We start from the raw sequence: 20,223 nt of genomic DNA, 5'->3' as shown, positions 1-20,223 counted from the left end.
TTGGGGGTTTCCCCCTGTAAGAGTAGGACGTGGCCGGGCAAGGACAGAAGATAACCAACTGCGGTTATCTTCTTTTTTGCGTTTAAGAACATTATTGAGGGTTATTAAGAGCAAAAACAAGGTGGAAGATAACCAAAAACCGATTATCTTCTAATTAGCATTAAACCGAAGAAGCTTATTTCTTGGAATCAAGCTGCTGCAGATCCCCCTAAGAATGATTTGCGGGTCCAAAACACAAATTTGCGAGTCTAAGTTGAAAAAATACGGGTCAAAATCTAGAATTACAGGTCTAAATCAAAATTTACGGGTCCAACCCACCCAACTAACCTCTCACCTTATCCATTTCAATAGGATCGAGCTGCAGTGAACCCCCATCAAATCAATTTACCGGCAAAAAATTAAATTTGCGGGCAAAATTCAAAAAACAAAGGCAAAAAAACCAAATTCACGGCTAAAAATTCATATTTACGGTCAAGACCCTCTCCTAAACCAGCCTCGCACCCTCATAATGACACTAATGCCACCCAAGGCATGTACAGAGACTCATCCCGGCCACTCCACAGCAAAACTCTAATCTATCCAGCCAGCAATCCCAATAATTACTGCTCACAATTCGCTCATCTCAATAAAACCGCTGTTTAAACCGGGTTAATTTAAGGGAAAAAGGGTAATAATGTTTTGCTGAGAGTGATTGCATTTTTTTCGGTGTTTTGGATATAATGGAGATATAGTCAAAGATAGTCAAAGTCAGGAGGGTGGGGGTGAAAGCGTGAGAAATATATCAGACATCATCGAAAATTACTTAAAGCAGATTTTATCGAGTGCGGATGAGAGGGCAATCGAGATCAAAAGGACGGATGTGGCAGAACGGTTTCAATGTGTGCCTTCTCAGATTAATTACGTGATCAACACACGTTTTACTGTTGAAAAAGGATTTGTTGTAGAAAGCAAGCGCGGCGGCGGCGGATATATCCGCATCATGAAGGTGGAGACAGAAAGCTATGTTCATCTGATCGACCAGCTTGTTCATCTGATCGGCGATAAAATTTCGCAGAACAGTGCAGAGAGCGTGATCCGCAGGCTGATGGATGAGGAGATCATCAATGAACGAGAGGCAAGGCTCATGGTGAGTGTGATGGACAGGACCGTGCTGAACATCGAGCTGCCTGGACGTGACAGATTGCGTGCTGATCTTTTAAAAGCGATGATTCAAACATTAAAATATAGAACAACATGATGAGCCGTTTCATTTTATATTAGGGGAGGGAAAAAGATGTATTGCGAAGAGTGCCAAGAGAGGCCGGCTACCCTTCACTTTACGAAAATCGTAAACGGGGAAAAAACCGAATTCCATATTTGTGAACATTGTGCAAAAGAAAAAGGAGAATGGATGCCGGGGTCGAATACATTTTCCATTCATCATTTGCTCTCAGGAATGCTGCACGGGAATGTACCGGCGCAAAATTCCAGCGGCGGGGAACGGATTTCTCCTTCCAAGGCCTGCGGCAAATGCGGTATGACATACCAGCAATTCGCTAAAATCGGAAGGTTCGGCTGCGCAAAATGTTATGAGACATTTGGCTCGAAGCTGGATCCGATGCTTAAACGGGTGCATGGCGGAAGCACGTTTCATGCCGGGAAGATCCCCAAGCGGGCAGGCGTGAACCTGCAGGAAAAGAAAATGCTGCAGGAATTAAAGCAGGAAATGCAGCGGCATATTCAATCGGAAGAGTTTGAAAAAGCTGCTGAGACGAGGGATACGATTCGAAAGCTTGAGCAGAAATTGAATACGGGGAGGGATTCTGGTGACATTTAAGCGGTTTTTAAATGAGGCCATCAGTCCTTGGATGAAGGAAGACGGCCCCGAATCAAATATTGTGCTGAGCAGCCGGATCAGGCTCGCGAGAAATTTAAAAGAATATGTGTTTCCGACGCTTGCCTCTAAAGAGCAACAGCAGGCTGTCATTCATACGATAAAAGAGGCCGTCAGCCAGGATGCTACCGAACAGGCAGGTCCGCTTGAAATGCTCATGATGAATGAGCTGCAGCCTGTGGAAAAAAGGGTGCTCGTTGAAAAGCATCTGATAAGCCCGCATTTAGCGGAACGTTCTAAAGAGGGGGCTGTGCTGCTCAATGAAGATGAGTCAGTGAGCGTCATGATTAATGAAGAAGACCATATTAGGATTCAGTGCCTGTACCCTGGTCTTCAGCTTCAAAAGGCGCTAAAGCGTGCGAGCAGCATTGATGACTGGATCGAAGCAAAGGCAGACTTTGCTTTTGATGAAGAGAGAGGCTACTTGACGAGCTGCCCGACAAACGTCGGAACAGGTTTAAGGGCATCGGTGATGATGCACTTGCCGGCACTCGTTTTAACAAAAAAGATAAGCCGTCTTATACCAGCGGTAAACCAGCTTGGGCTTGCTGTAAGAGGGATTTACGGTGAGGGAACAGAGGCGCAGGGCAATATTTTTCAGATATCAAACCAGATGACACTCGGGAAGCTTGAAGAGGATATGGCGGAGGATCTGACAGATGTTGTACAGCAGGTGATACAGCAGGAAGAATCGGCAAGAAAGCAGCTGTATGATACGCTGAAGCTTCAGCTTGAAGACAGGGTATACCGTTCATACGGCATCTTGTCCAATAGCCGCATCATCCCGTCCAATGAGGCAGCACAGTGCCTTTCTGATGTACGCCTCGGGATAGATCTGAATATGATATCCGGCTTATCCAAATCAATACTTAATGAATTGATGATACTTACCCAGCCCGGATTTCTTCAGCAATATGCTGGCGAATCCCTGAATGCTGAGGAGCGGGACATCCGCCGGGCAGCCTTAATTCGTGAACGATTGCATTTTGAAAATAGATAAGGAGCGTGAATGTTATGATGTTTGGTCGATTTACTGAACGCGCACAAAAAGTATTGGCACTGGCACAGGAGGAAGCGATTCGCCTTGGCCACAATAATGTGGGTACGGAGCATATCCTGCTGGGCCTTGTCCGTGAAGGAGAAGGAATTGCTGCCAAAGCTCTTCAAGTGCTTGGACTTGGTTCGGAAAAAATCCAAAAAGAGGTCGAAACATTAATCGGCCGTGGGCAGGAAGCCGTACAAACCATCCATTACACGCCAAGAGCGAAAAAAGTGATTGAACTGTCAATGGATGAAGCAAGAAAGCTCGGCCACTCATATGTGGGAACAGAGCACATCCTGCTAGGACTTATCCGTGAAGGTGAAGGTGTGGCAGCACGTGTGCTGAACAATCTTGGTGTCAGCCTGAACAAAGCACGTCAGCAAGTGCTTCAGCTGCTTGGAAGCAACGAATCCTCTTCAGGACACAGAGGAGCGTCTGCCAGCGCGAATACGCCTACTCTCGACAGTCTAGCACGTGACTTGACGTCGATTGCCAGAGATGGAAGCTTAGATCCTGTGATCGGGCGTGCGAAGGAAATACAGCGTGTGATTGAGGTGCTGAGCCGCCGTACGAAAAACAACCCGGTGCTGATCGGTGAGCCGGGTGTCGGTAAAACAGCTATTGCAGAGGGTCTTGCACAGCAGATCATCAATAATGAAGTGCCGGAAACGCTGCGCGACAAGCGTGTTATGACGCTCGATATGGGAACTGTTGTAGCAGGAACGAAATACCGCGGTGAGTTTGAGGACCGTCTGAAGAAGGTCATGGACGAAATCAGGCAGGCGGGCAACATTATCCTGTTTATCGATGAGCTTCATACGCTGATCGGAGCAGGGGGAGCAGAAGGAGCGATCGATGCGTCGAACATCCTGAAGCCCGCGCTTGCTCGAGGCGAATTGCAGTGTATCGGTGCGACAACGCTTGACGAGTACCGCAAATATATTGAAAAAGATGCTGCCTTAGAACGCCGCTTCCAGCCGATCACGGTGGATCAGCCGACAAAGGACGAAAGCATCAAGATCTTGCAGGGACTGCGTGACCGCTATGAAGCGCATCACCGTGTAACGATTACAGATGATGCGATTGAAGCATCCGTACAGCTCTCTGACCGTTATATTTCTGACCGCTTCCTTCCGGATAAAGCGATCGATTTGATCGATGAGGCTGCATCTAAAGTACGCCTTCGCTCTTACACGGCTCCGCCGAACTTGAAAGAGCTCGAGCAGAAGCTGGATGAGGTGCGCAAGGAAAAGGATGCATCGGTTCAGAGCCAGGAGTTTGAGAAAGCTGCATCACTAAGAGACACAGAACAGCGCCTTCGCGAAGAGCTTGAAAAGACGAAGGATGTTTGGAAACAGAAGCAAGGCAAGGAAAATACAGAAGTAACACCGGAAGATATCGCACAGGTCGTGTCGAGCTGGACGGGAATTCCTGTATCGAAGCTTGCTGAGGAAGAAACAGAGCGCCTGCTCAGACTTGAAGAAATCCTGCATGACCGAGTTATCGGACAGTCTGAAGCGGTACAGTCGATCTCCAAAGCGATACGCCGTGCAAGAGCAGGTCTTAAAGATCCGAAGCGTCCGATCGGCTCCTTCATTTTCTTAGGGCCGACAGGGGTAGGTAAGACAGAGCTTGCCCGTGCGGTAGCAGAATCGCTGTTCGGCGACGAGGATGCGATCATCCGTATCGATATGTCCGAGTACATGGAGAAGCATACGACGTCACGTCTCGTCGGCTCGCCTCCTGGGTATGTGGGCCATGATGAAGGCGGCCAGCTGACAGAGAAGGTCCGCCGCAAGCCGTATTCAGTTATCTTGCTCGATGAGATTGAAAAAGCGCACCCTGAAGTGTTCAACATCTTGCTGCAGGTGCTTGAAGACGGCCGTCTGACAGATTCAAAAGGGCGCACAGTCGACTTCCGCAACACGGTTGTTATCATGACATCAAACGTTGGGGCGAGCACACTCAAACGCAACCGTTCACTCGGGTTTGCCGTTAACTCTGAGGATCAGAAATACAATGATATGAAATCAAAAGTGATGGATGAGCTGAAAAAGGCGTTCCGTCCTGAATTCTTAAACCGTATCGACGAGATCATCGTTTTCCACTCGCTTGAAAAAGAGCACCTCAAGCGTATCGTGAGACTGATGGCGGATTCTTTAAGGTCACGCCTCAAGGATCAAGGGATTGAGATCGAGCTGACTGAAGCGGCTCTCGATAAGATTACGGAAGAAGGCTATGATCCAGATTATGGAGCGCGTCCGCTCCGCAGAGCGCTTCAGCGCAAGATTGAAGACCGTCTGTCTGAAGAGCTGCTGCGAGGCAACATCAACAAAGGCCAGACCGTCAAGATCGATGTGGAATCTAACGAATTTGTGGTAGAAACTGTCGGTTCTTAAATATTGCTGAAGAAAAACCCGAAAGGCAGTCATGTCTTTCGGGTTTTTGTCGAAATAATTTCAACGTTTATCATGCAAAAGCAAGACCTCATCTGGAAAGGAAAAACAGGTTTTGTGATATGATGAGAATAACGGATAAAATGAACGGATAGAGAAGGTGTAACGGGATGGCAAAGGCAAAAAGCAAGTCAATTTTCATGTGTCAGGATTGCGGCTACGAGTCTCCGAAATGGATGGGAAAATGCCCTGGCTGCCAGGCATGGAATACGATGGTCGAGGAGCTCATAAAAAAGGATGCTCCAGTCAGGGGTCTTTCCACGGCAAGGACGGAAAAACATCAGAAGCCGCAGTCAATATCTGAGGTTAAAAGTGAACAAGAACCGAGAATTCCGACCAACTATCAGGAACTTAACCGCGTTCTCGGAGGCGGAATCGTGCCTGGCTCTCTTATTCTTGTAGGAGGAGATCCGGGAATCGGGAAATCAACACTGCTATTACAGGTTTCGTTTCAGCTCGCTCAAAGAGGAGAGCGGGTCCTGTACATATCAGGGGAGGAATCAGTCAAGCAGATCAAGCTTCGTGCTGACCGTCTGAACGTGACAGTCAAGGACTTGTATGTCTATTCCGAAACGGATGTAGAATATATCGAAATGGCCATGAACGAAATTAAGCCTTCTATCATGATCATCGACTCCATTCAAACTGTTTACCGCTCGGAAGTCACCTCTGCTCCTGGGAGCGTCTCGCAGGTGCGCGAGTGCACATCGCATTTTATGCGCATGGCCAAGACAAATAACATAGCTGTATTCATTGTAGGACATGTTACAAAAGAAGGGGCGATCGCAGGACCCCGCATGCTCGAACATATGGTGGATGCAGTGCTATACTTTGAAGGAGAGCGTCATCACACGTTCCGTATACTGAGGGCGGTAAAAAACCGCTTCGGCTCCACGAATGAAATCGGCGTTTTCGAGATGAAAGAACTGGGTCTGGAAGAAGTTCTGAACCCATCTGAAATATTTTTACAGGATCGTTCTACAAGGACCGTTGGATCAACAGTTGTTGCATCGCTTGAAGGGACGAGGCCGATGCTTGTAGAGATACAGGCGCTGATCTCGCCGACAAGCTTCCATAACCCGAAGCGGATGGCGACGGGGATCGATCATAACCGGGTGTCGCTGCTTATGGCAGTGCTTGAAAAAAGGGTAGGACTGCTGCTGCAAAATCAGGATGCATACTTGAATGTAGCTGGCGGGGTGCGTATTGATGAGCCTGCCGTCGACTTAGCGGTTGCGGTCAGCGTAGCGTCAAGCTTTCGCGATGAAACGACCCGGCCGACAGATGTGCTGATCGGCGAGGTCGGCCTGACAGGAGAAGTACGCCGCGTGTCCCGGATCGACCAAAGGGTACATGAAGCAGCTAAGCTTGGCTTTACAAGAGCGATCATTCCGGATAAGAACATCGGCGGCTGGACCGTGCCGGATGGTATTGAAATCGTGGGTGTGTCCACTGTGGACGAAGCCCTGCAGTATGCATTAGGAGGATAATTTCACATGGATCATTCAATAAAAGAGGCCATTATCAGCCACATGCTGCAGCTTGTGGCACCGGGAACACCGCTCCGCGACGGGATCGACAACGTGCTGCGCGCAAAAACAGGCGGACTGATCGTTGTAGGCCATAACGATAAAGTACAGCAGATCGTCGATGGAGGATTCTCGATCAACTGTAAATATTCACCCGCTTCGCTATATGAGCTTGCAAAGATGGACGGCGCGATCATTTTGAACGAAGATGCCACCAAAATTCTGTTCGCCAACACGCAGCTTGTGCCGGATACGATCATTCCTTCCACGGAAACGGGTATTCGCCACCGTACAGCTGAACGGGTAGCGCGCCAGACAGGAAATCTCGTGATCTCGATCTCGCAGCGGAGAAATGTCATCACTTTGTATCAAGGCGTGATCCGCTATTCACTGAAAGACATCGGTGTTATCCTGACGAAGGCGAACCAGGCGATACAGACGCTCGAGAAATACAAGGTTGTCTTTGATCAGAGTGTTACGAATCTGGGTGCTCTCGAGTTTGAAGAGCTTGTCACCTACCAGGAAGTGACGCAGGTTATTCACCGTATTGAGATGGTTTTACGAATAAAAAATGAAATCATTAAATATGTTAATGAACTAGGCGTTGAAGGCAGGCTGATCAGGATCCAGATGGAAGAGCTTGTTTCCAACATCGAAGAAGAAGCAATCCTGCTGATTAAAGACTATATGAAGGATGTCACTCAGGATCCGTATCAGATCTTAAGACAGCTGAAAAAGCTTTCGAGCGAAGAGCTGTTCGACGAGACGGTCATCATGAAGCTTCTAGGGTTCTCTTCAGGACTAAACCTTCAGGAAGAGATGGTTCACCCGCGCGGATTCAGGATTTTGACAAAAATTCCGAGGCTGCCAGCCGTTATTATTGAGAACCTGACTGAGACATTCGAGAATCTGCCTCAGATTCTCAGAGCCACGATCGCCGAGCTGGATGATGTTGAAGGAATCGGAGAAATTCGTGCCAAAAAAGTAAAAGAAGGCTTAAAGCGCATTCAGGAGCAGCTGTTTGTAGACAGGCATATTTAATAGCCGGCCGCGAAAAGCGGGACTATGCTTATCATGATAAACTTATGTTTTTTATATTTTTGAAGTTTGTATTCTTTTATTTTGTGAATAATGATTAGGGGAGGTGAAGGGCATGCTTAAACGAATCGTGCAATTATTTTTCATAGTTACCGGCGGCATGCTGGGATATTTATATGTGCCTGATTTGATCCGTATCATGAATATAGGGGATGTGCCGTCTGAATTGCTTTCTCCATATACGGGAGCCGCGATAGGTGCCATTATATTTTATTTATCTACTTTTTGGCTCTCCGATTATGTGACTGGATTGATTAGATGGGCTGAGGAAACGGTGGTAAAAGCACCCGTGACCGATGTGCTGTTCGGTACGATGGGGCTGATCTTCGGGTTGATCGTAGCATTCCTGATTCAGCTGCCGCTTAACAATATGGACATTGTAGTGGTGAGCTCAGTTGTGCCGATTTTCATCACGTTCCTTCTCGGCTATCTAGGTTTTCAGGTCGGCTTTAAAAAGAGGGACGAACTGATTCAGCTGTTCTCGATTAACCGGACGGGCAAGGAAAAGAAAAAAGACGGCGAAAACAGCAAGCATAAAAGCAAGCAGAAGATACTCGATACGAGCGTCATCATCGACGGACGAATCGCGGATATCTGCCAGACAGGTTTTCTCGAAGGCCCGCTTGTCATTCCTCGTTTTGTTCTTGAAGAGCTGCAGTATATCGCCGATTCATCAGACGTGCTGAAAAGGAACCGCGGACGACGCGGACTGGATATCTTGAACAGAATACAAAAAGAGCTGTCGATCAAAGTTGAGATTTATGAAGGTGATTTTGATGAAGTTTCAGAGGTAGACAGCAAGCTTGTGAAACTCGCGCAGGTAACGGGCGGATTTGTTGTGACCAATGATTTTAACTTGAACAAGGTCTGCGAATTGCAGAACGTTTCAGTGCTGAACATCAATGATCTCGCCAACGCGGTGAAACCGGTCGTTCTTCCGGGAGAAGAGCTGCTCGTTCAGGTCATTAAAGACGGCAAGGAGCATAATCAAGGTATCGCGTACCTCGATGACGGCACAATGATTGTCGTAGAAGACGGACGAGACTATATCGGCAAAACGATCGATGTACTCGTAACCAGCGTTCTTCAGACGTCGGCAGGACGGATGATTTTCGCAAAGCCTAAATTGCTTGAAAAGGCGCTGTAACAAAGAACGGTGGGGAAGAAAGTGGAATACAAAGCGATTGTATTGGCAGCCGGCCAAGGCAAAAGGATGAACGCAGGCAAGAACAAGCAATGGATCGAGCTTGAAGGAATGCCTGTCATCGCGCATACGATAAAGGTGTTTGAGAACGATCCGTGGTGCAGCGGGATCATCCTTGTCGGCAACGAACGCGAGATGAGGCTGCTGGAGGAATTTCGGCAGTTTTACGGTTATAAAAAGATAGAAAACATCGTGCCTGGCGGAAAAGAGCGGCAGGACAGCGTGTATGAAGGACTGAAAGCGCTCGATGACGACGGGCTTGTCCTCATACATGACGGGGCGAGGCCGTTTGTAGCAGAGAAGGACATTCACTCTCTTGCTGAAAAGGCGGACGAGACCGGTGCAGCTGTTCTGGCTGTTCCCGTCAAAGACACGATTAAACATATTAAAGAAGGACAGGTCACGCATACGATGGACCGATCCAGCTTGTGGGCTGCTCAGACCCCACAAGCTTTTCGTCTTTCAGTCATAAAAAAATTCCACACGAGAGCAGCAGCTGATGGCTGGCTCGGAACGGATGATGCCAGCCTCGCGGAAAAATACGGCGAGGCGGTAGCGGTAGTCGAAGGGGACTACCGGAATATTAAACTGACAACAGCAGATGATCTGCTTTTTGCGAAAGCCATTTTAAGAGAGAGACAGGAGGAGCAATAACATGCGGATAGGACAAGGCTTCGATGTACACGCGTTTGCAGAAAACCGCCCGCTCATTATCGGAGGAGTGGAGATTCCATATGAAAAAGGTCTTTTAGGTCATTCGGATGCAGATGTGCTGCTTCATGCGATCAATGATGCGCTGTTAGGAGCGGCTGGAGAAGGGGATATCGGCAAGCATTTTCCAGACACGGATCCTGCTTATAAAGATGCAGATTCTAAAAAGCTGCTCCGCGATTCGTTTCTGCTCGTGAAGGAAAAAGGCTACGTGCTCGGAAACGTCGACTGTACAATCATCGCGCAAAAGCCAAAAATGGCACCGCACATTCAGGAAATGCGCGGAGTGATTGCAGGCTTGCTGGACGCAAGCATCGAGCAGGTCAATGTTAAAGCGACGACAACTGAACAGCTCGGTTTTACAGGACGCGGAGAAGGCATTGCTGCACAGGCGGTTATCCTGCTAGAGCGCGCGTAACGGACAGGCTTTTCATTACATGATGATATGGTAAGATGTAAACAGACAAAATTTCTATGAGGTGAAAAATCATGGCAAACGAAGTACGGGTGCGTTACGCTCCGAGTCCGACAGGCTATTTGCACATCGGGAACGCGCGTACAGCATTGTTTAATTATATATATGCTCGCAGCAAAGGCGGCAAATTCATCATCCGCATCGAGGATACCGATCAGAAGCGGAACATTCAAGGCGGCGAAGAAAGCCAGCTGACGTATTTGAAATGGCTTGGCATCGACTGGGATGAGAGCATTGATGTCGGCGGAGAATACGGACCGTACCGCCAGATGGAGCGCCTCGACATTTATAAAAAGTATTATGAAGAGCTTTTAAGCAATGGCAAAGCATACAAGTGCTATTGCACAGAAGAAGAGCTTGAAGCTTCGCGCGAGGAGCAGATGGCGAAGAACGAAACGCCTGTTTACAACGGCCGCTGCCGTCACCTGACAGCAGAGCAAGAGGCAGCATTTGAAGCGGAAGGCCGCAAGCCGAGCATCCGTTTCGCGGTACAGGCATCCCGCCAGTACGAGTGGGACGATATGGTGAAAGGCAGTGTATCGTTTGAGTCGAACGGTATCGGCGATTTTGTTATCGTGAAGAAGGACGGCATCCCGACATATAACTTTGCTGTAGCGGCAGATGATCATGATATGGCGATCAGCCATGTACTGCGCGGCGACGATCACATCTCCAACACACCGAAGCAGTTAATGGTTTATGAAGCGCTAGGCTTTGAGCCGCCTGTCTTCGGCCATATGACGCTGATCTGCAACGAAAACCGCAAAAAGCTGTCTAAGCGTGATGAGTCGATCATTCAGTTTATCGAGCAATATGAGCAGCTCGGGTACCTGCCTGAAGCGCTGTTTAACTTTATCGCCCTTCTCGGCTGGTCACCTGGCGGAGAAGAAGAGATCTTCTCGAAAGATGAACTGATCGGCATGTTTGATACAGCAAGACTTTCTAAATCTCCGGCGGTGTTTGATACACAAAAGCTTGAGTGGCTGAACAACCAATATATGAAACAGCAGCCGCTTGACAGAATCGTTGAGCTTTCATTGCCTCATCTCGTAAAAGCGGGACGCATCGAAGAGAACCTCACTCCTGAAAAGCAGGAATGGGTGAACCGCCTCGCTGGCTTGTTTAAGGATCAGATGAGCTATGGTGCAGAAATTGTGAGCCTGTCTGAGCTGTTCTTCACGGAAGAAGTGAAGTATGATGCTGAAGCAGAGGAAGTACTTGAAGGTGAAACGGTGCCTCAGGTGATGGAATCATTCCTTGCAAAAGTGCAGGAAAGCGCTACGCTTGAGCCGGATGATGTGAAGGCGCTGCTAAAGGCTGTGCAGAAGGAAACAGGACAGAAGGGCAAGAACTTGTTCATGCCAGTACGTGTCGCGGCAACAGGCCAGGTACACGGACCGGATCTGCTCGTGTCGATTGCTCTTTTAGGAAAAGAAAGAGTCGTTTCCCGCGTGGAAAACGTGATCGAAAAAATTTCTAAGGCATAAATGTTAACATTTATCATTGAATATAATATAGTAAAAGAAACTTATTTTTCGATATTGGCAATTCGCTGATGAGGAGAGTAGGCAAGGGCTTTCATAGTAGAGAGAACCATCACCGGCTGAAAGTGGTTCATGAAAAAGCTTGTCCGAAGTGCACCTCGGAGTCCCGTGCTGAATTTAAAGTAGGCTGGGCGTTTGCTTCGCGTTAAGAAGCTTCAAGGGGACGGGTGTTGTATTTTTAGCCCGTCAAACAGAGTGGAACCGCGCATTAGCGTCTCTGTGTCACATAGGACACAGGGGCGCTTTTTATTTTTTAAAGAAATCAAAGAAGCGGTTGATTTCCGTTTCAGGTGCACGCTTTCCGCAGGGTGGGCGGTGAGCCCTCTTGCCGCTACGCGCCTAAGAGGTCTCACCTGTCCCACTTATCCTGCAGGAGTCGGCACCTTACACTCCAATCAACTTTATCAACGATGTTCTTAAAAAATAATTAAAGCATATGTTTTTTGACACATAGAAGTAATGGCCAGCTCTAGTGCCAAGCCTCTCGATGTTGCTTACCTACTTCCTGTGATGCAAAAACCTTATCTTCGTCAGGATTTCCAGCGACGCTTGAACATTGGCACAGGTGCAACATTGGCATGGTCAATCCCAAACGGTGTATTCTATGCCGTGGCGGAACGATGATCTTACGCTTTTCTTATTGAGCGATGAATAGACAAAAAGGCGGTGAGTTATGATGATTAAAGCGATGAAAGAGGATATACACGTTATATTTGAGAATGATCCGGCGGCACGGGGTGTGCTGGAGGTTGTGCTGACTTATGCTGGATTGCATGCGCTGTGGGCTCACCGCATCGCGCATGCGCTTTTCAGGAACAAGTGGTTTTTCCTTGCTAGGGCAGTTTCGCAGATCAGCCGTTTTTTTACCGGTATCGAAATTCATCCCGGTGCAAAGATCGGCAAGCGTTTTTTCATTGATCATGGAATGGGTGTGGTTATTGGGGAAACGTGCATTATCGGCGACAATGTTACGATCTACCAGGGTGTGACGCTTGGCGGTACGGGTAAGGAAAAAGGAAAACGGCATCCGACCATTGAGGATAATGCCTTGATCGCAACAGGTGCCAAGGTGCTCGGAAACATTACAATCGGAAAAAACTCTAAAGTTGGGGCAGGCTCGGTCGTGCTTCAGGATGTACCGCCGAACTCAACGGTTGTCGGCATACCAGGACGGGTGAAGATACAGGATGGCGTAAAGCTTGGAAATGAGCTGGACCATCGGAACCTGCCGGACCCAGTAGCGGATAAGTTCCGCGATCTGCAGGAAGAACTGGAGAAGCTTCGCAATGAAATAGAACAAATAAAAAAAGGAAGTGACTTGCGATGAGTTTAGTGGTCTACAATACGCTGTCCAGAAAGAAAGAGCCATTCATCCCGCTGGAAGAAGGAAAAGTAAAAATGTATGTATGCGGTCCGACTGTATACAACTATATTCATATAGGGAACGCGCGTCCGGCGATCGTGTTTGACACAGTGCGCCGTTACTTGGAATACAGCGGGTATGACGTGCATTTCATCTCTAATTTTACAGATGTTGATGATAAACTGATCAGAGTAGCGAATGAAACGGGCACTGATGTACCGACAGTCGCTCAAAAATATATTGATGCATACCATGAGGATGTTTGTGCTCTTGGCGTGAAGAAAGCTGACCACCACCCGCGAGTTATGGAAACAATTCCGGAGATTATCACGTTTATTGAGCAGCTGATCGAAAAAGGATTCGCGTATGAAGCGGGAGGAGACGTCTATTTCAAGACGAGAAACTTCAACGGCTACGGCAAACTGTCGCATCAGTCGATAGACGATCTTCGTATCGGCGCACGTATTGAAGTCGGCGAGAAAAAGAACGATCCGCTTGATTTCGCACTCTGGAAAGCTGCGAAAGAAGGGGAGATCTTTTGGGAGAGCCCTTGGGGCAAAGGCCGTCCAGGCTGGCATATCGAATGCTCGGCGATGGCGAAAAAGTATTTAGGAGACTCGATCGATATTCACGGCGGCGGCCAGGACTTGTCCTTCCCGCACCATGAAAATGAGATCGCCCAGTCGGAAGCCTTAAATGAAGCGCCGATGGCTAAGTATTGGATGCATAACGGGTATATTAATATCGACAACGAAAAGATGTCAAAGTCGCTCGGTAATTTTGTTCTCGTGCATGATATGGTGAAAGAGCATGATCCGCAGGTGATCCGATTCTTCATGCTGGCGGTTCATTATAGAAACCCGATCAACTTCAGCAAAGAGCTGCTTGAATCTGCTGAGGCAGGACTGAACCGTATCCGTACTGCTTACGAGAACGTGAAGCACCGATTGACGGTAACAGCTGGACTTGGAACAGAAGAAGAAGCTTGGCTAGAGAAGACAGCTGCACTTAAAGCACGCTTTAAAAAAGAGATGGACGATGACTTTAACACAGCAAACGCGATTTCCGTCCTTTTTGATGCGGCGAAAGAAGCGAACGTCTACTTGAAGGAAGACAATGTGTCAGAAAAAGCTCTTTCTTCTTTCATTGAACTATTTGAAGACATTTCTGGTGTTCTAGGCATTACGCTGCAAAAAGAAGCTGAACTGTTAGATGCGGACATCGACGCTCTTATTCAAGAGCGCAACGAAGCGCGAAAACAGCGGAATTTTGCGAGAGCAGATGAGATCCGCGATTTGCTGAAAGAGCAGAATATCATCTTAGAGGATACAGCGCAGGGTGTTCGCTGGAAAAGGGCATAAGAATGGGTGCATTGAACCGTAATGATGTAAAACAGCTCAGCGGCATGACGCTCGCCTATATGGGTGATGCTGTGATGGAGCAGTACGTGAGAGAGCATTTGATCATGAGCGGACAGGTGAAGCCGAACATGCTTCACCGTCTCGCCACTTCTCATGTATCAGCAAAATCGCAGGCAAAGCTGCTGACAAAGCTGCAGGAAGAGAACTTTTTTACTGAAGAAGAACAGGCTGTTATCCGCAGAGGACGCAACGCCAATCAAGGATCGGTGCCGAAAAATACGGACATCCATACTTACAGGCATGCGACTGCGCTCGAAGCGATTATCGGATTTTTATATTTAACAGGTGAAAAAGAGCGGCTGGACGAGCTGATGAGCAGCATATTCGCCCAGTCGGAAGAAGGAAAGGAGGACAAGCATTCATGAGTGAGAACGAAGAGTTTATTATCGGGAGAAATCCTGTTTTAGAAACATTAAGATCAGGCCGTGAAATCAATAAAATATTTGTCGGGGAGGGCTCTCAGAAAGGCCCTGTCAGCCAGGTCGTCCAGCTTGCGAAAAAGAACAATGTTCTTGTCAGCTTCGTACCGAAGCAGAAACTCGACCTGCTGAGCGATGGAGGAAACCATCAAGGCGTTGTCGCAGCTGTCGCGGCATACGAGTATGCGGATATTGAAGACTTGTTCAAGCGTGCGGAAGAAAAAAATGAGGATCCGTTTTTCTTAATACTTGATGAGATTGAAGACCCGCACAATTTGGGCTCTATCATTCGTACAGCTGATGCAGTAGGTGCTCATGGGGTGATTATCCCGAAAAGACGCGCTGTTGGACTGACAGCGACGGTTGCTAAAACCTCAACAGGTGCAATCGAGTACATTCCGGTCGTCCGGGTGACGAACATCGTTCAGACGATGAACGAACTCAAAGAGCGCGGCATCTGGTTTGCCGGAGCGGATATGAAAGGAAAAGAGGATTACAGGCAGGCGAAATGGGATCTTCCTCTCGGGCTTGTCATCGGCAGTGAAGGTAAAGGAATCGGAAGACTCGTTAAAGAGACGTGCGACTTCTTGGTCCAGCTTCCAATGGAAGGGAAAGTGACTTCGCTTAACGCATCTGTCGCTGCTGGGCTGCTGATGTACGAGGTTTACCGCAGCCGTCATCCTTTATCAGTGTAATGAAAACCATCCATATCCTCATCGTTGACGGATATAACATTATCGGAGCGTGGCCGGAATTAAGAGAGCTCAAGCAGGTAGACTTTGAAAAAGCCCGTCACCTCTTGATAGAAAAAATGGCAGAGTATAAGGGCGTCAGCGGTGACCGCGTGATCATCGTGTTTGATGCCCATCTCTCTCCAGGTATGGAAAAGAAATCGAGCAAACATCAAGTAGAAGTTATATATACTAGAGAAAATGAAACAGCGGATGAGAGAATCGAGCGGATGATTGCCGAGCTGAAGGCTGTCAACACCGTGATTCACGTTGCAACGTCAGATTCAACAGAACAGTGGGCTATCTTCGGAAAAGGCGCGCTCCGTAAATCTGCACGTGAACTGAAGCAGGAAATGGAACAGGTGGAGAAGCAGATCCAGCAGTCAATGGCTGAGAGAAAGCTAAAAAAAAGCGCCTCTTCTATTTTTTTAACCGAAGAAGTTGCTTCAATTTTCGAAAAATGGCGAAGAGGCGAAAAATAAGCAATCTTGACGCATCTTTTGATTCTATTGTATAATATTTCTATATTTTGCCGGTAAAACCTGGTCGGGGGGATTGTACGCATGATCAATCTCATGGAAGCGGAAATACAGGATTACGAGCTTATGGAAGACGAAAACCTTGTGGAGCTTATGCACAAGGGAGACAGCGGCGCGCTCGAATTTCTTATTAACAAATACAAGAATTTCGTACGTGCGAAGGCAAGATCCTATTTTCTGATCGGTGCCGACCGAGAGGACATCATACAAGAAGGCATGATCGGTTTATACAAGGCGATCAGAGACTTTAAAGAGGACAAGCTTTCATCGTTTAAAGCGTTTGCCGAGCTTTGCATCACAAGACAGATGATCACAGCGATCAAAACGGCGACAAGGCAGAAGCATATCCCGTTAAATTCTTATGTCTCATTGGACAAGCCTATTTATGACGAAGAATCCGACCGCACGCTTTTGGATGTGATCTGCGGAACGAAAGTGACAGATCCGGAAGAACTCATCATCAACCAAGAAGAGTTTGATGATATTGAAGTGAAGATGGGCGAGATATTGAGTGATCTGGAGCGGAAAGTCCTGATGCTTTATTTGGACGGACGTTCTTATCAGGAGATATCCGTGGATCTGGATCGTCATGTGAAATCAATCGACAACGCGCTTCAGCGAGTGAAGCGGAAACTCGAACGCTACTTAGAGCTTCGAGAGATTACGAGCTGATTCGAATTATTATTCGAATCGGCTTTTTTTGTTTCTTTAAGCTTTGCTGCTTTTGGAAGAATACAAAGGAGTGGTTGCTCTCCGTTACAGGTGCACGCTTTCCGCGGGGTGAGCGGTGAGCCCTTCCGTCGCACGCGCCTTTGGAAGGTCTCACCTGTCTCACTCATCCCGCTGGAGTCGGCACCTTTCACTCCGATCAACCTATCAATGAAGAATTCGAAGGAGAAAAAAGCCAAGCCCCCAGATCATCTATTATAGTTTCTCGAAATCTCAAGATGTTTTAAAGCAACAAAGAACATGTTTGCCAAAACCAGGCCGACGAACTAGTACCAAAAGCATCGAAGCGGTTATGAATGTTCGCATAAACCAAAGCCAATGAGCCAAACCCTCTTTTGCTTCGACGCGTCCCCTTAGCGGACCCCAGGTTGACAGCGAAGAACATGTTCGCCCAAACCAAGCCCAAGAACCAACACAAAAGCATCGAAGCAATTTTAAATGTTCGCCAAAATCAAGCTTCAGAACCATTGGTTTTAGTCTCCGCCCCTGTCAAGGCTTCATTGACAAGCCCCACCCCCTGTGATAATGTGATAAAAGTAATAATCTATCGTGGAGAAGTGGGTTTATGATGAAGGGTGCTCATATATGAGAAAAAAAGTATCTTTAGCCTGCGAACAATGCTCTAATCGTAATTATACAACCATGAAAAACCAGCAAAGTCAGCCGGAGCGGCTGCAGGTCAAGAAATTCTGCAGCTATTGTAACGCCCACACGAACCACAAAGAAACGAAGTGATGGCTCAACAAAGCCGTTTTTATAGCATTTTGATGAAATGAATCATGGGGGTTTAAACAATGGCGGATGTTGCAGAAAAAACAAAAAAGTCTCCTGGTAAGTTTTTCTCTGACGTAAGCAAGGAAATGAAAAAGGTTACATGGCCGAAGCGTAAAGAAATCGTGAAGTATACGACGGTTGTTATTTCCACTGTAGTGGTGATGGCAGTTTTCTTTTGGGCAGTCGATCTTGGCATTTCACAGCTTGTAGAACTCATTCTAGGTTAGATACAGCTTATCATGGTTAAAATGGCTAGAGTATATCCATTTTAGGAGGGAAAGGACACGGTCCCATCGTTATGGAAAAGAACTGGTATGTTGTTCATACTTATTCCGGGTATGAAAACAAAGTAAAGGCGAACTTGGAAAAACGTCTTGAGTCAATGGGGATGACCGATAAAATTTTTCGTGTGCTTGTTCCTGTAGAGGAAGAAACAGAAACGAAAAACGGCAAAACTAAGACGAGCATGAAGAAAGTATTTCCAGGCTACGTTCTGACGGAAATGATTATGACAGATGATTCTTGGTATGTTGTCCGCAACACGCCTGGAGTTACAGGGTTTGTTGGATCCGCTGGAGCGGGAAGCAAGCCGACGGCGCTTCTGCCTGAAGAGGTTGAGCACATCCTTAAGGGAATGGGCTTAGAAGAGCCGCGCGTTGAAGTTGACTTTGAGATCAAGGAATCAGTCAAAGTTAAAGAAGGTCCATTTGCAGACTTCGTTGGATCGATTGAAGAGATCGACACGACGAAGAGAAAGCTCAAGGTTCACGTTAATATGTTCGGCCGCGAAACACCGGTTGAGCTGGACTTTGATCAAGTAAATAAGATCTAATGCAAAAAGACTTGATATCAGCATAGAAAAGTGATAGAATTTTTTATGTTTGATATTTCTAAACAACGGCTTTCTCTCTCGCGATAAGAGGGGAAGCGTATTTTTGAGTGGGAGGGTTTCGACCCATATACCACATCACGGACTTAAGGAGGTGTGTCGCGTGGCTAAAAAGGTTATTAAAATGGTGAAATTGCAAATCCCTGCTGGTAAAGCTAACCCAGCTCCACCAGTTGGTCCTGCACTAGGACAAGCGGGTGTTAACATCATGGGATTCTGTAAAGAGTTCAACGCTCGTACTGCTGATCAAGCTGGTCTAATCATTCCGGTTGAAATCACGGTTTTTGAAGACCGTTCATTTACATTCATCACTAAAACTCCTCCAGCTGCTGTTCTTTTGAAAGTTGCTGCAGGAATCGAGTCTGGTTCTGGTGAGCCAAACAAGAAAAAAGTTGCTACTGTGAAGCGTGATAAAGTTCGCGAAATCGCAGAGTCAAAAATGCCTGATCTAAACGCTGCTAGCGTCGAAGCTGCGATGCGCATGGTTGAAGGTACAGCGCGCAGCATGGGAATTGTCATCGAAGACTAATCCCTTGCTAAGATGAATGAACATGAGGTTGCGAGTAAAAGGATAATATCCTGCCGTCATCAGACGGTTCGCAACCTTTATTAGTGAGTAAAAGCAATTAGCTTTCATTCGCTGAACTGCCAGCCTAAGGCTCGCAGAAAAGTGGGAGGAATATCCGCTAAACCACAAAGGAGGAAATTTTAAAATGGCCAAAAAGAGCAAGAAGTACCAAGAAGCGGCTAAATTAGTAGACCGCACAAAAGCATACGACTCTGCTGAAGCGATCGAGCTTGTTAAAAAAGCAGCATCTGCTAAGTTTGATGAGTCTGTAGAAGTAGCAGTACGCCTTGGCGTTGACACTAAGAAAGCTGACCAGCAAGTTCGTGGAGCAGTAGTGCTTCCAAACGGAACTGGTAAGACTCAGCGTGTCCTTGTATTCGCGAAAGGTGAAAAAGCGAAAGAAGCTGAAGCTGCTGGCGCTGATCACGTTGGAGATTCTGACTACATCAACAAGATCCAGCAAGGCTGGTTCGAGTTCGACGTAATCGTTGCAACTCCTGACATGATGGCTGAAGTTGGTAAGCTTGGACGTGTTTTAGGACCTAAAGGCTTAATGCCAAACCCTAAGACAGGTACAGTAACTTTCGATGTTACTAAAGCTGTTAACGAAATCAAGGCTGGTAAAGTTGAGTACCGTGTTGACAAGACTGGTAACGTACACGTTCCAATCGGAAAAGTTTCTTTCGAAGCTGAAAAGCTTGCTGAGAACCTTAACACAATCATCGATACTTTACTTAAAGTGAAGCCTGCTGCAGCAAAAGGTACTTACCTTAAGAACGTAGCAATCTCTTCAACTATGGGCCCTGGCGTTAAAGTTAACCCATCTACATTTTCTGTAAAGCGATAGTTGACAACCGG

Annotated in this window: 21 protein-coding genes and 1 other annotated feature; all 21 genes read left to right on the top strand. The window is 47.2% G+C overall.

What is annotated here, in order from left to right:
• Window positions 1–769: 769 nt before the first annotated feature.
• Window positions 770–1,237 carry a CtsR family transcriptional regulator gene (locus CGZ90_RS14380; protein ID WP_094253223.1) on the top strand — a complete coding sequence of 156 codons (468 nt, stop codon included), beginning with the start codon at window positions 770–772 and terminating at the stop codon, window positions 1,235–1,237.
• Window positions 1,238–1,273: 36 nt separating this feature from the next.
• On the top strand, window positions 1,274–1,816 hold the full coding sequence (mcsA, locus tag CGZ90_RS14375; RefSeq protein ID WP_094253222.1) for a protein-arginine kinase activator protein McsA: 543 nt from the start codon (window positions 1,274–1,276) through the stop codon (window positions 1,814–1,816).
• Window positions 1,806–2,873 (top strand): protein-arginine kinase McsB, encoded by a 1,068-nt coding sequence (gene mcsB / locus CGZ90_RS14370; RefSeq protein WP_094253221.1) that lies wholly within the window; start codon window positions 1,806–1,808, stop codon window positions 2,871–2,873. Before mcsA ends, mcsB begins: the two co-directional genes overlap by 11 nt.
• A 14-nt stretch (window positions 2,874–2,887) precedes the next feature.
• Entirely contained in the window at window positions 2,888–5,314 is a 2,427-nt protein-coding gene (clpC, locus tag CGZ90_RS14365; protein ID WP_094253220.1) for an ATP-dependent protease ATP-binding subunit ClpC, read from the top strand.
• 167 nt (window positions 5,315–5,481) lie between these two features.
• Window positions 5,482–6,861 (top strand): DNA repair protein RadA, encoded by a 1,380-nt coding sequence (radA, locus tag CGZ90_RS14360; protein WP_094253219.1) that lies wholly within the window; start codon window positions 5,482–5,484, stop codon window positions 6,859–6,861.
• Window positions 6,862–6,867: 6 nt separating this feature from the next.
• Window positions 6,868–7,941, top strand: a complete 1,074-nt coding sequence (gene disA, locus CGZ90_RS14355) for a DNA integrity scanning diadenylate cyclase DisA (protein WP_094253218.1) — start codon at window positions 6,868–6,870, stop codon at window positions 7,939–7,941.
• Between the two features lie 112 nt (window positions 7,942–8,053).
• Window positions 8,054–9,145: a PIN/TRAM domain-containing protein gene (locus CGZ90_RS14350; RefSeq protein WP_094253217.1), complete on the top strand. Its 1,092-nt coding sequence runs from the start codon at window positions 8,054–8,056 to the stop codon at window positions 9,143–9,145.
• 21 nt (window positions 9,146–9,166) lie between these two features.
• Complete coding sequence (gene ispD / locus CGZ90_RS14345; RefSeq protein WP_094253216.1) at window positions 9,167–9,856, top strand: 2-C-methyl-D-erythritol 4-phosphate cytidylyltransferase; 690 nt, start codon at window positions 9,167–9,169, stop codon at window positions 9,854–9,856.
• A gap of 1 nt (window position 9,857) precedes the next feature.
• Entirely contained in the window at window positions 9,858–10,331 is a 474-nt protein-coding gene (gene ispF, locus CGZ90_RS14340; protein ID WP_094253215.1) for a 2-C-methyl-D-erythritol 2,4-cyclodiphosphate synthase, read from the top strand.
• A gap of 71 nt (window positions 10,332–10,402) precedes the next feature.
• Window positions 10,403–11,875, top strand: a complete 1,473-nt coding sequence (gene gltX / locus CGZ90_RS14335; RefSeq protein WP_094253214.1) for a glutamate--tRNA ligase — start codon at window positions 10,403–10,405, stop codon at window positions 11,873–11,875.
• Window positions 11,876–11,931: 56 nt separating this feature from the next.
• Window positions 11,932–12,154: a binding site (T-box leader), on the top strand.
• Window positions 12,155–12,608: 454 nt separating this feature from the next.
• Window positions 12,609–13,259 carry a serine O-acetyltransferase gene (gene epsC, locus CGZ90_RS14330; protein WP_094253227.1) on the top strand — a complete coding sequence of 217 codons (651 nt, stop codon included), beginning with the start codon at window positions 12,609–12,611 and terminating at the stop codon, window positions 13,257–13,259.
• Window positions 13,256–14,656: a cysteine--tRNA ligase gene (gene cysS, locus CGZ90_RS14325; RefSeq protein ID WP_094253213.1), complete on the top strand. Its 1,401-nt coding sequence runs from the start codon at window positions 13,256–13,258 to the stop codon at window positions 14,654–14,656. Before epsC ends, cysS begins: the two co-directional genes overlap by 4 nt.
• A gap of 2 nt (window positions 14,657–14,658) precedes the next feature.
• Window positions 14,659–15,081 carry a Mini-ribonuclease 3 gene (locus tag CGZ90_RS14320; protein WP_094253212.1) on the top strand — a complete coding sequence of 141 codons (423 nt, stop codon included), beginning with the start codon at window positions 14,659–14,661 and terminating at the stop codon, window positions 15,079–15,081.
• Window positions 15,078–15,830, top strand: a complete 753-nt coding sequence (rlmB, locus tag CGZ90_RS14315) for a 23S rRNA (guanosine(2251)-2'-O)-methyltransferase RlmB (RefSeq protein ID WP_094253211.1) — start codon at window positions 15,078–15,080, stop codon at window positions 15,828–15,830. Before CGZ90_RS14320 ends, rlmB begins: the two co-directional genes overlap by 4 nt.
• An 8-nt stretch (window positions 15,831–15,838) precedes the next feature.
• Complete coding sequence (locus tag CGZ90_RS14310) at window positions 15,839–16,348, top strand: NYN domain-containing protein (protein WP_094253226.1); 510 nt, start codon at window positions 15,839–15,841, stop codon at window positions 16,346–16,348.
• Window positions 16,349–16,429: 81 nt separating this feature from the next.
• Window positions 16,430–17,077, top strand: coding sequence for an RNA polymerase sporulation sigma factor SigH (gene sigH, locus CGZ90_RS14305; protein ID WP_094253210.1), 648 nt, complete (start codon window positions 16,430–16,432; stop codon window positions 17,075–17,077).
• Between the two features lie 642 nt (window positions 17,078–17,719).
• A complete protein-coding gene (gene rpmG, locus CGZ90_RS14300; protein WP_094253209.1) occupies window positions 17,720–17,869 on the top strand; it encodes a 50S ribosomal protein L33 in 150 nt (49 codons plus the stop codon).
• A gap of 59 nt (window positions 17,870–17,928) precedes the next feature.
• On the top strand, window positions 17,929–18,135 hold the full coding sequence (gene secE / locus CGZ90_RS14295) for a preprotein translocase subunit SecE (protein WP_094253208.1): 207 nt from the start codon (window positions 17,929–17,931) through the stop codon (window positions 18,133–18,135).
• Between the two features lie 71 nt (window positions 18,136–18,206).
• A complete protein-coding gene (gene nusG, locus CGZ90_RS14290) occupies window positions 18,207–18,740 on the top strand; it encodes a transcription termination/antitermination protein NusG (protein WP_094253207.1) in 534 nt (177 codons plus the stop codon).
• A 160-nt stretch (window positions 18,741–18,900) separates the two neighbouring features.
• Window positions 18,901–19,326 (top strand): 50S ribosomal protein L11, encoded by a 426-nt coding sequence (gene rplK / locus CGZ90_RS14285; RefSeq protein WP_165766865.1) that lies wholly within the window; start codon window positions 18,901–18,903, stop codon window positions 19,324–19,326.
• Window positions 19,327–19,510: 184 nt separating this feature from the next.
• Window positions 19,511–20,212, top strand: a complete 702-nt coding sequence (gene rplA / locus CGZ90_RS14280; protein WP_094253205.1) for a 50S ribosomal protein L1 — start codon at window positions 19,511–19,513, stop codon at window positions 20,210–20,212.
• Window positions 20,213–20,223 lie beyond the last annotated feature (11 nt).

Source organism: Fictibacillus aquaticus (assembly GCF_002245695.1).
GTDB lineage: Bacteria > Bacillota > Bacilli > Bacillales > Fictibacillaceae > Fictibacillus > Fictibacillus aquaticus.
The sequence above is the reverse complement of the archived record's forward strand: the minus strand, read 5'-3'. Positions and strand labels throughout refer to the sequence as shown.

Bases quoted from the DNA above. Each gene is read 5' to 3' on its own strand.
- mcsA (WP_094253222.1), top strand. From the start codon at position 1,274: ATGTATTGCGAAGAGTGCCAAGAGAGGCCGGCTACCCTTCACTTTACG.
- clpC (WP_094253220.1), top strand. From the start codon at position 2,888: ATGATGTTTGGTCGATTTACTGAACGCGCACAAAAAGTATTGGCACTG.
- radA (WP_094253219.1), top strand. From the start codon at position 5,482: ATGGCAAAGGCAAAAAGCAAGTCAATTTTCATGTGTCAGGATTGCGGC.
- disA (WP_094253218.1), top strand. From the start codon at position 6,868: ATGGATCATTCAATAAAAGAGGCCATTATCAGCCACATGCTGCAGCTT.
- CGZ90_RS14350 (WP_094253217.1), top strand. From the start codon at position 8,054: ATGCTTAAACGAATCGTGCAATTATTTTTCATAGTTACCGGCGGCATG.
- ispF (WP_094253215.1), top strand. From the start codon at position 9,858: ATGCGGATAGGACAAGGCTTCGATGTACACGCGTTTGCAGAAAACCGC.
- gltX (WP_094253214.1), top strand. From the start codon at position 10,403: ATGGCAAACGAAGTACGGGTGCGTTACGCTCCGAGTCCGACAGGCTAT.
- epsC (WP_094253227.1), top strand. From the start codon at position 12,609: ATGATTAAAGCGATGAAAGAGGATATACACGTTATATTTGAGAATGAT.
- cysS (WP_094253213.1), top strand. From the start codon at position 13,256: ATGAGTTTAGTGGTCTACAATACGCTGTCCAGAAAGAAAGAGCCATTC.
- CGZ90_RS14320 (WP_094253212.1), top strand. From the start codon at position 14,659: ATGGGTGCATTGAACCGTAATGATGTAAAACAGCTCAGCGGCATGACG.
- rlmB (WP_094253211.1), top strand. From the start codon at position 15,078: ATGAGTGAGAACGAAGAGTTTATTATCGGGAGAAATCCTGTTTTAGAA.
- sigH (WP_094253210.1), top strand. From the start codon at position 16,430: ATGATCAATCTCATGGAAGCGGAAATACAGGATTACGAGCTTATGGAA.
- rpmG (WP_094253209.1), top strand. From the start codon at position 17,720: ATGAGAAAAAAAGTATCTTTAGCCTGCGAACAATGCTCTAATCGTAAT.
- secE (WP_094253208.1), top strand. From the start codon at position 17,929: ATGGCGGATGTTGCAGAAAAAACAAAAAAGTCTCCTGGTAAGTTTTTC.
- nusG (WP_094253207.1), top strand. From the start codon at position 18,207: ATGGAAAAGAACTGGTATGTTGTTCATACTTATTCCGGGTATGAAAAC.
- rplA (WP_094253205.1), top strand. From the start codon at position 19,511: ATGGCCAAAAAGAGCAAGAAGTACCAAGAAGCGGCTAAATTAGTAGAC.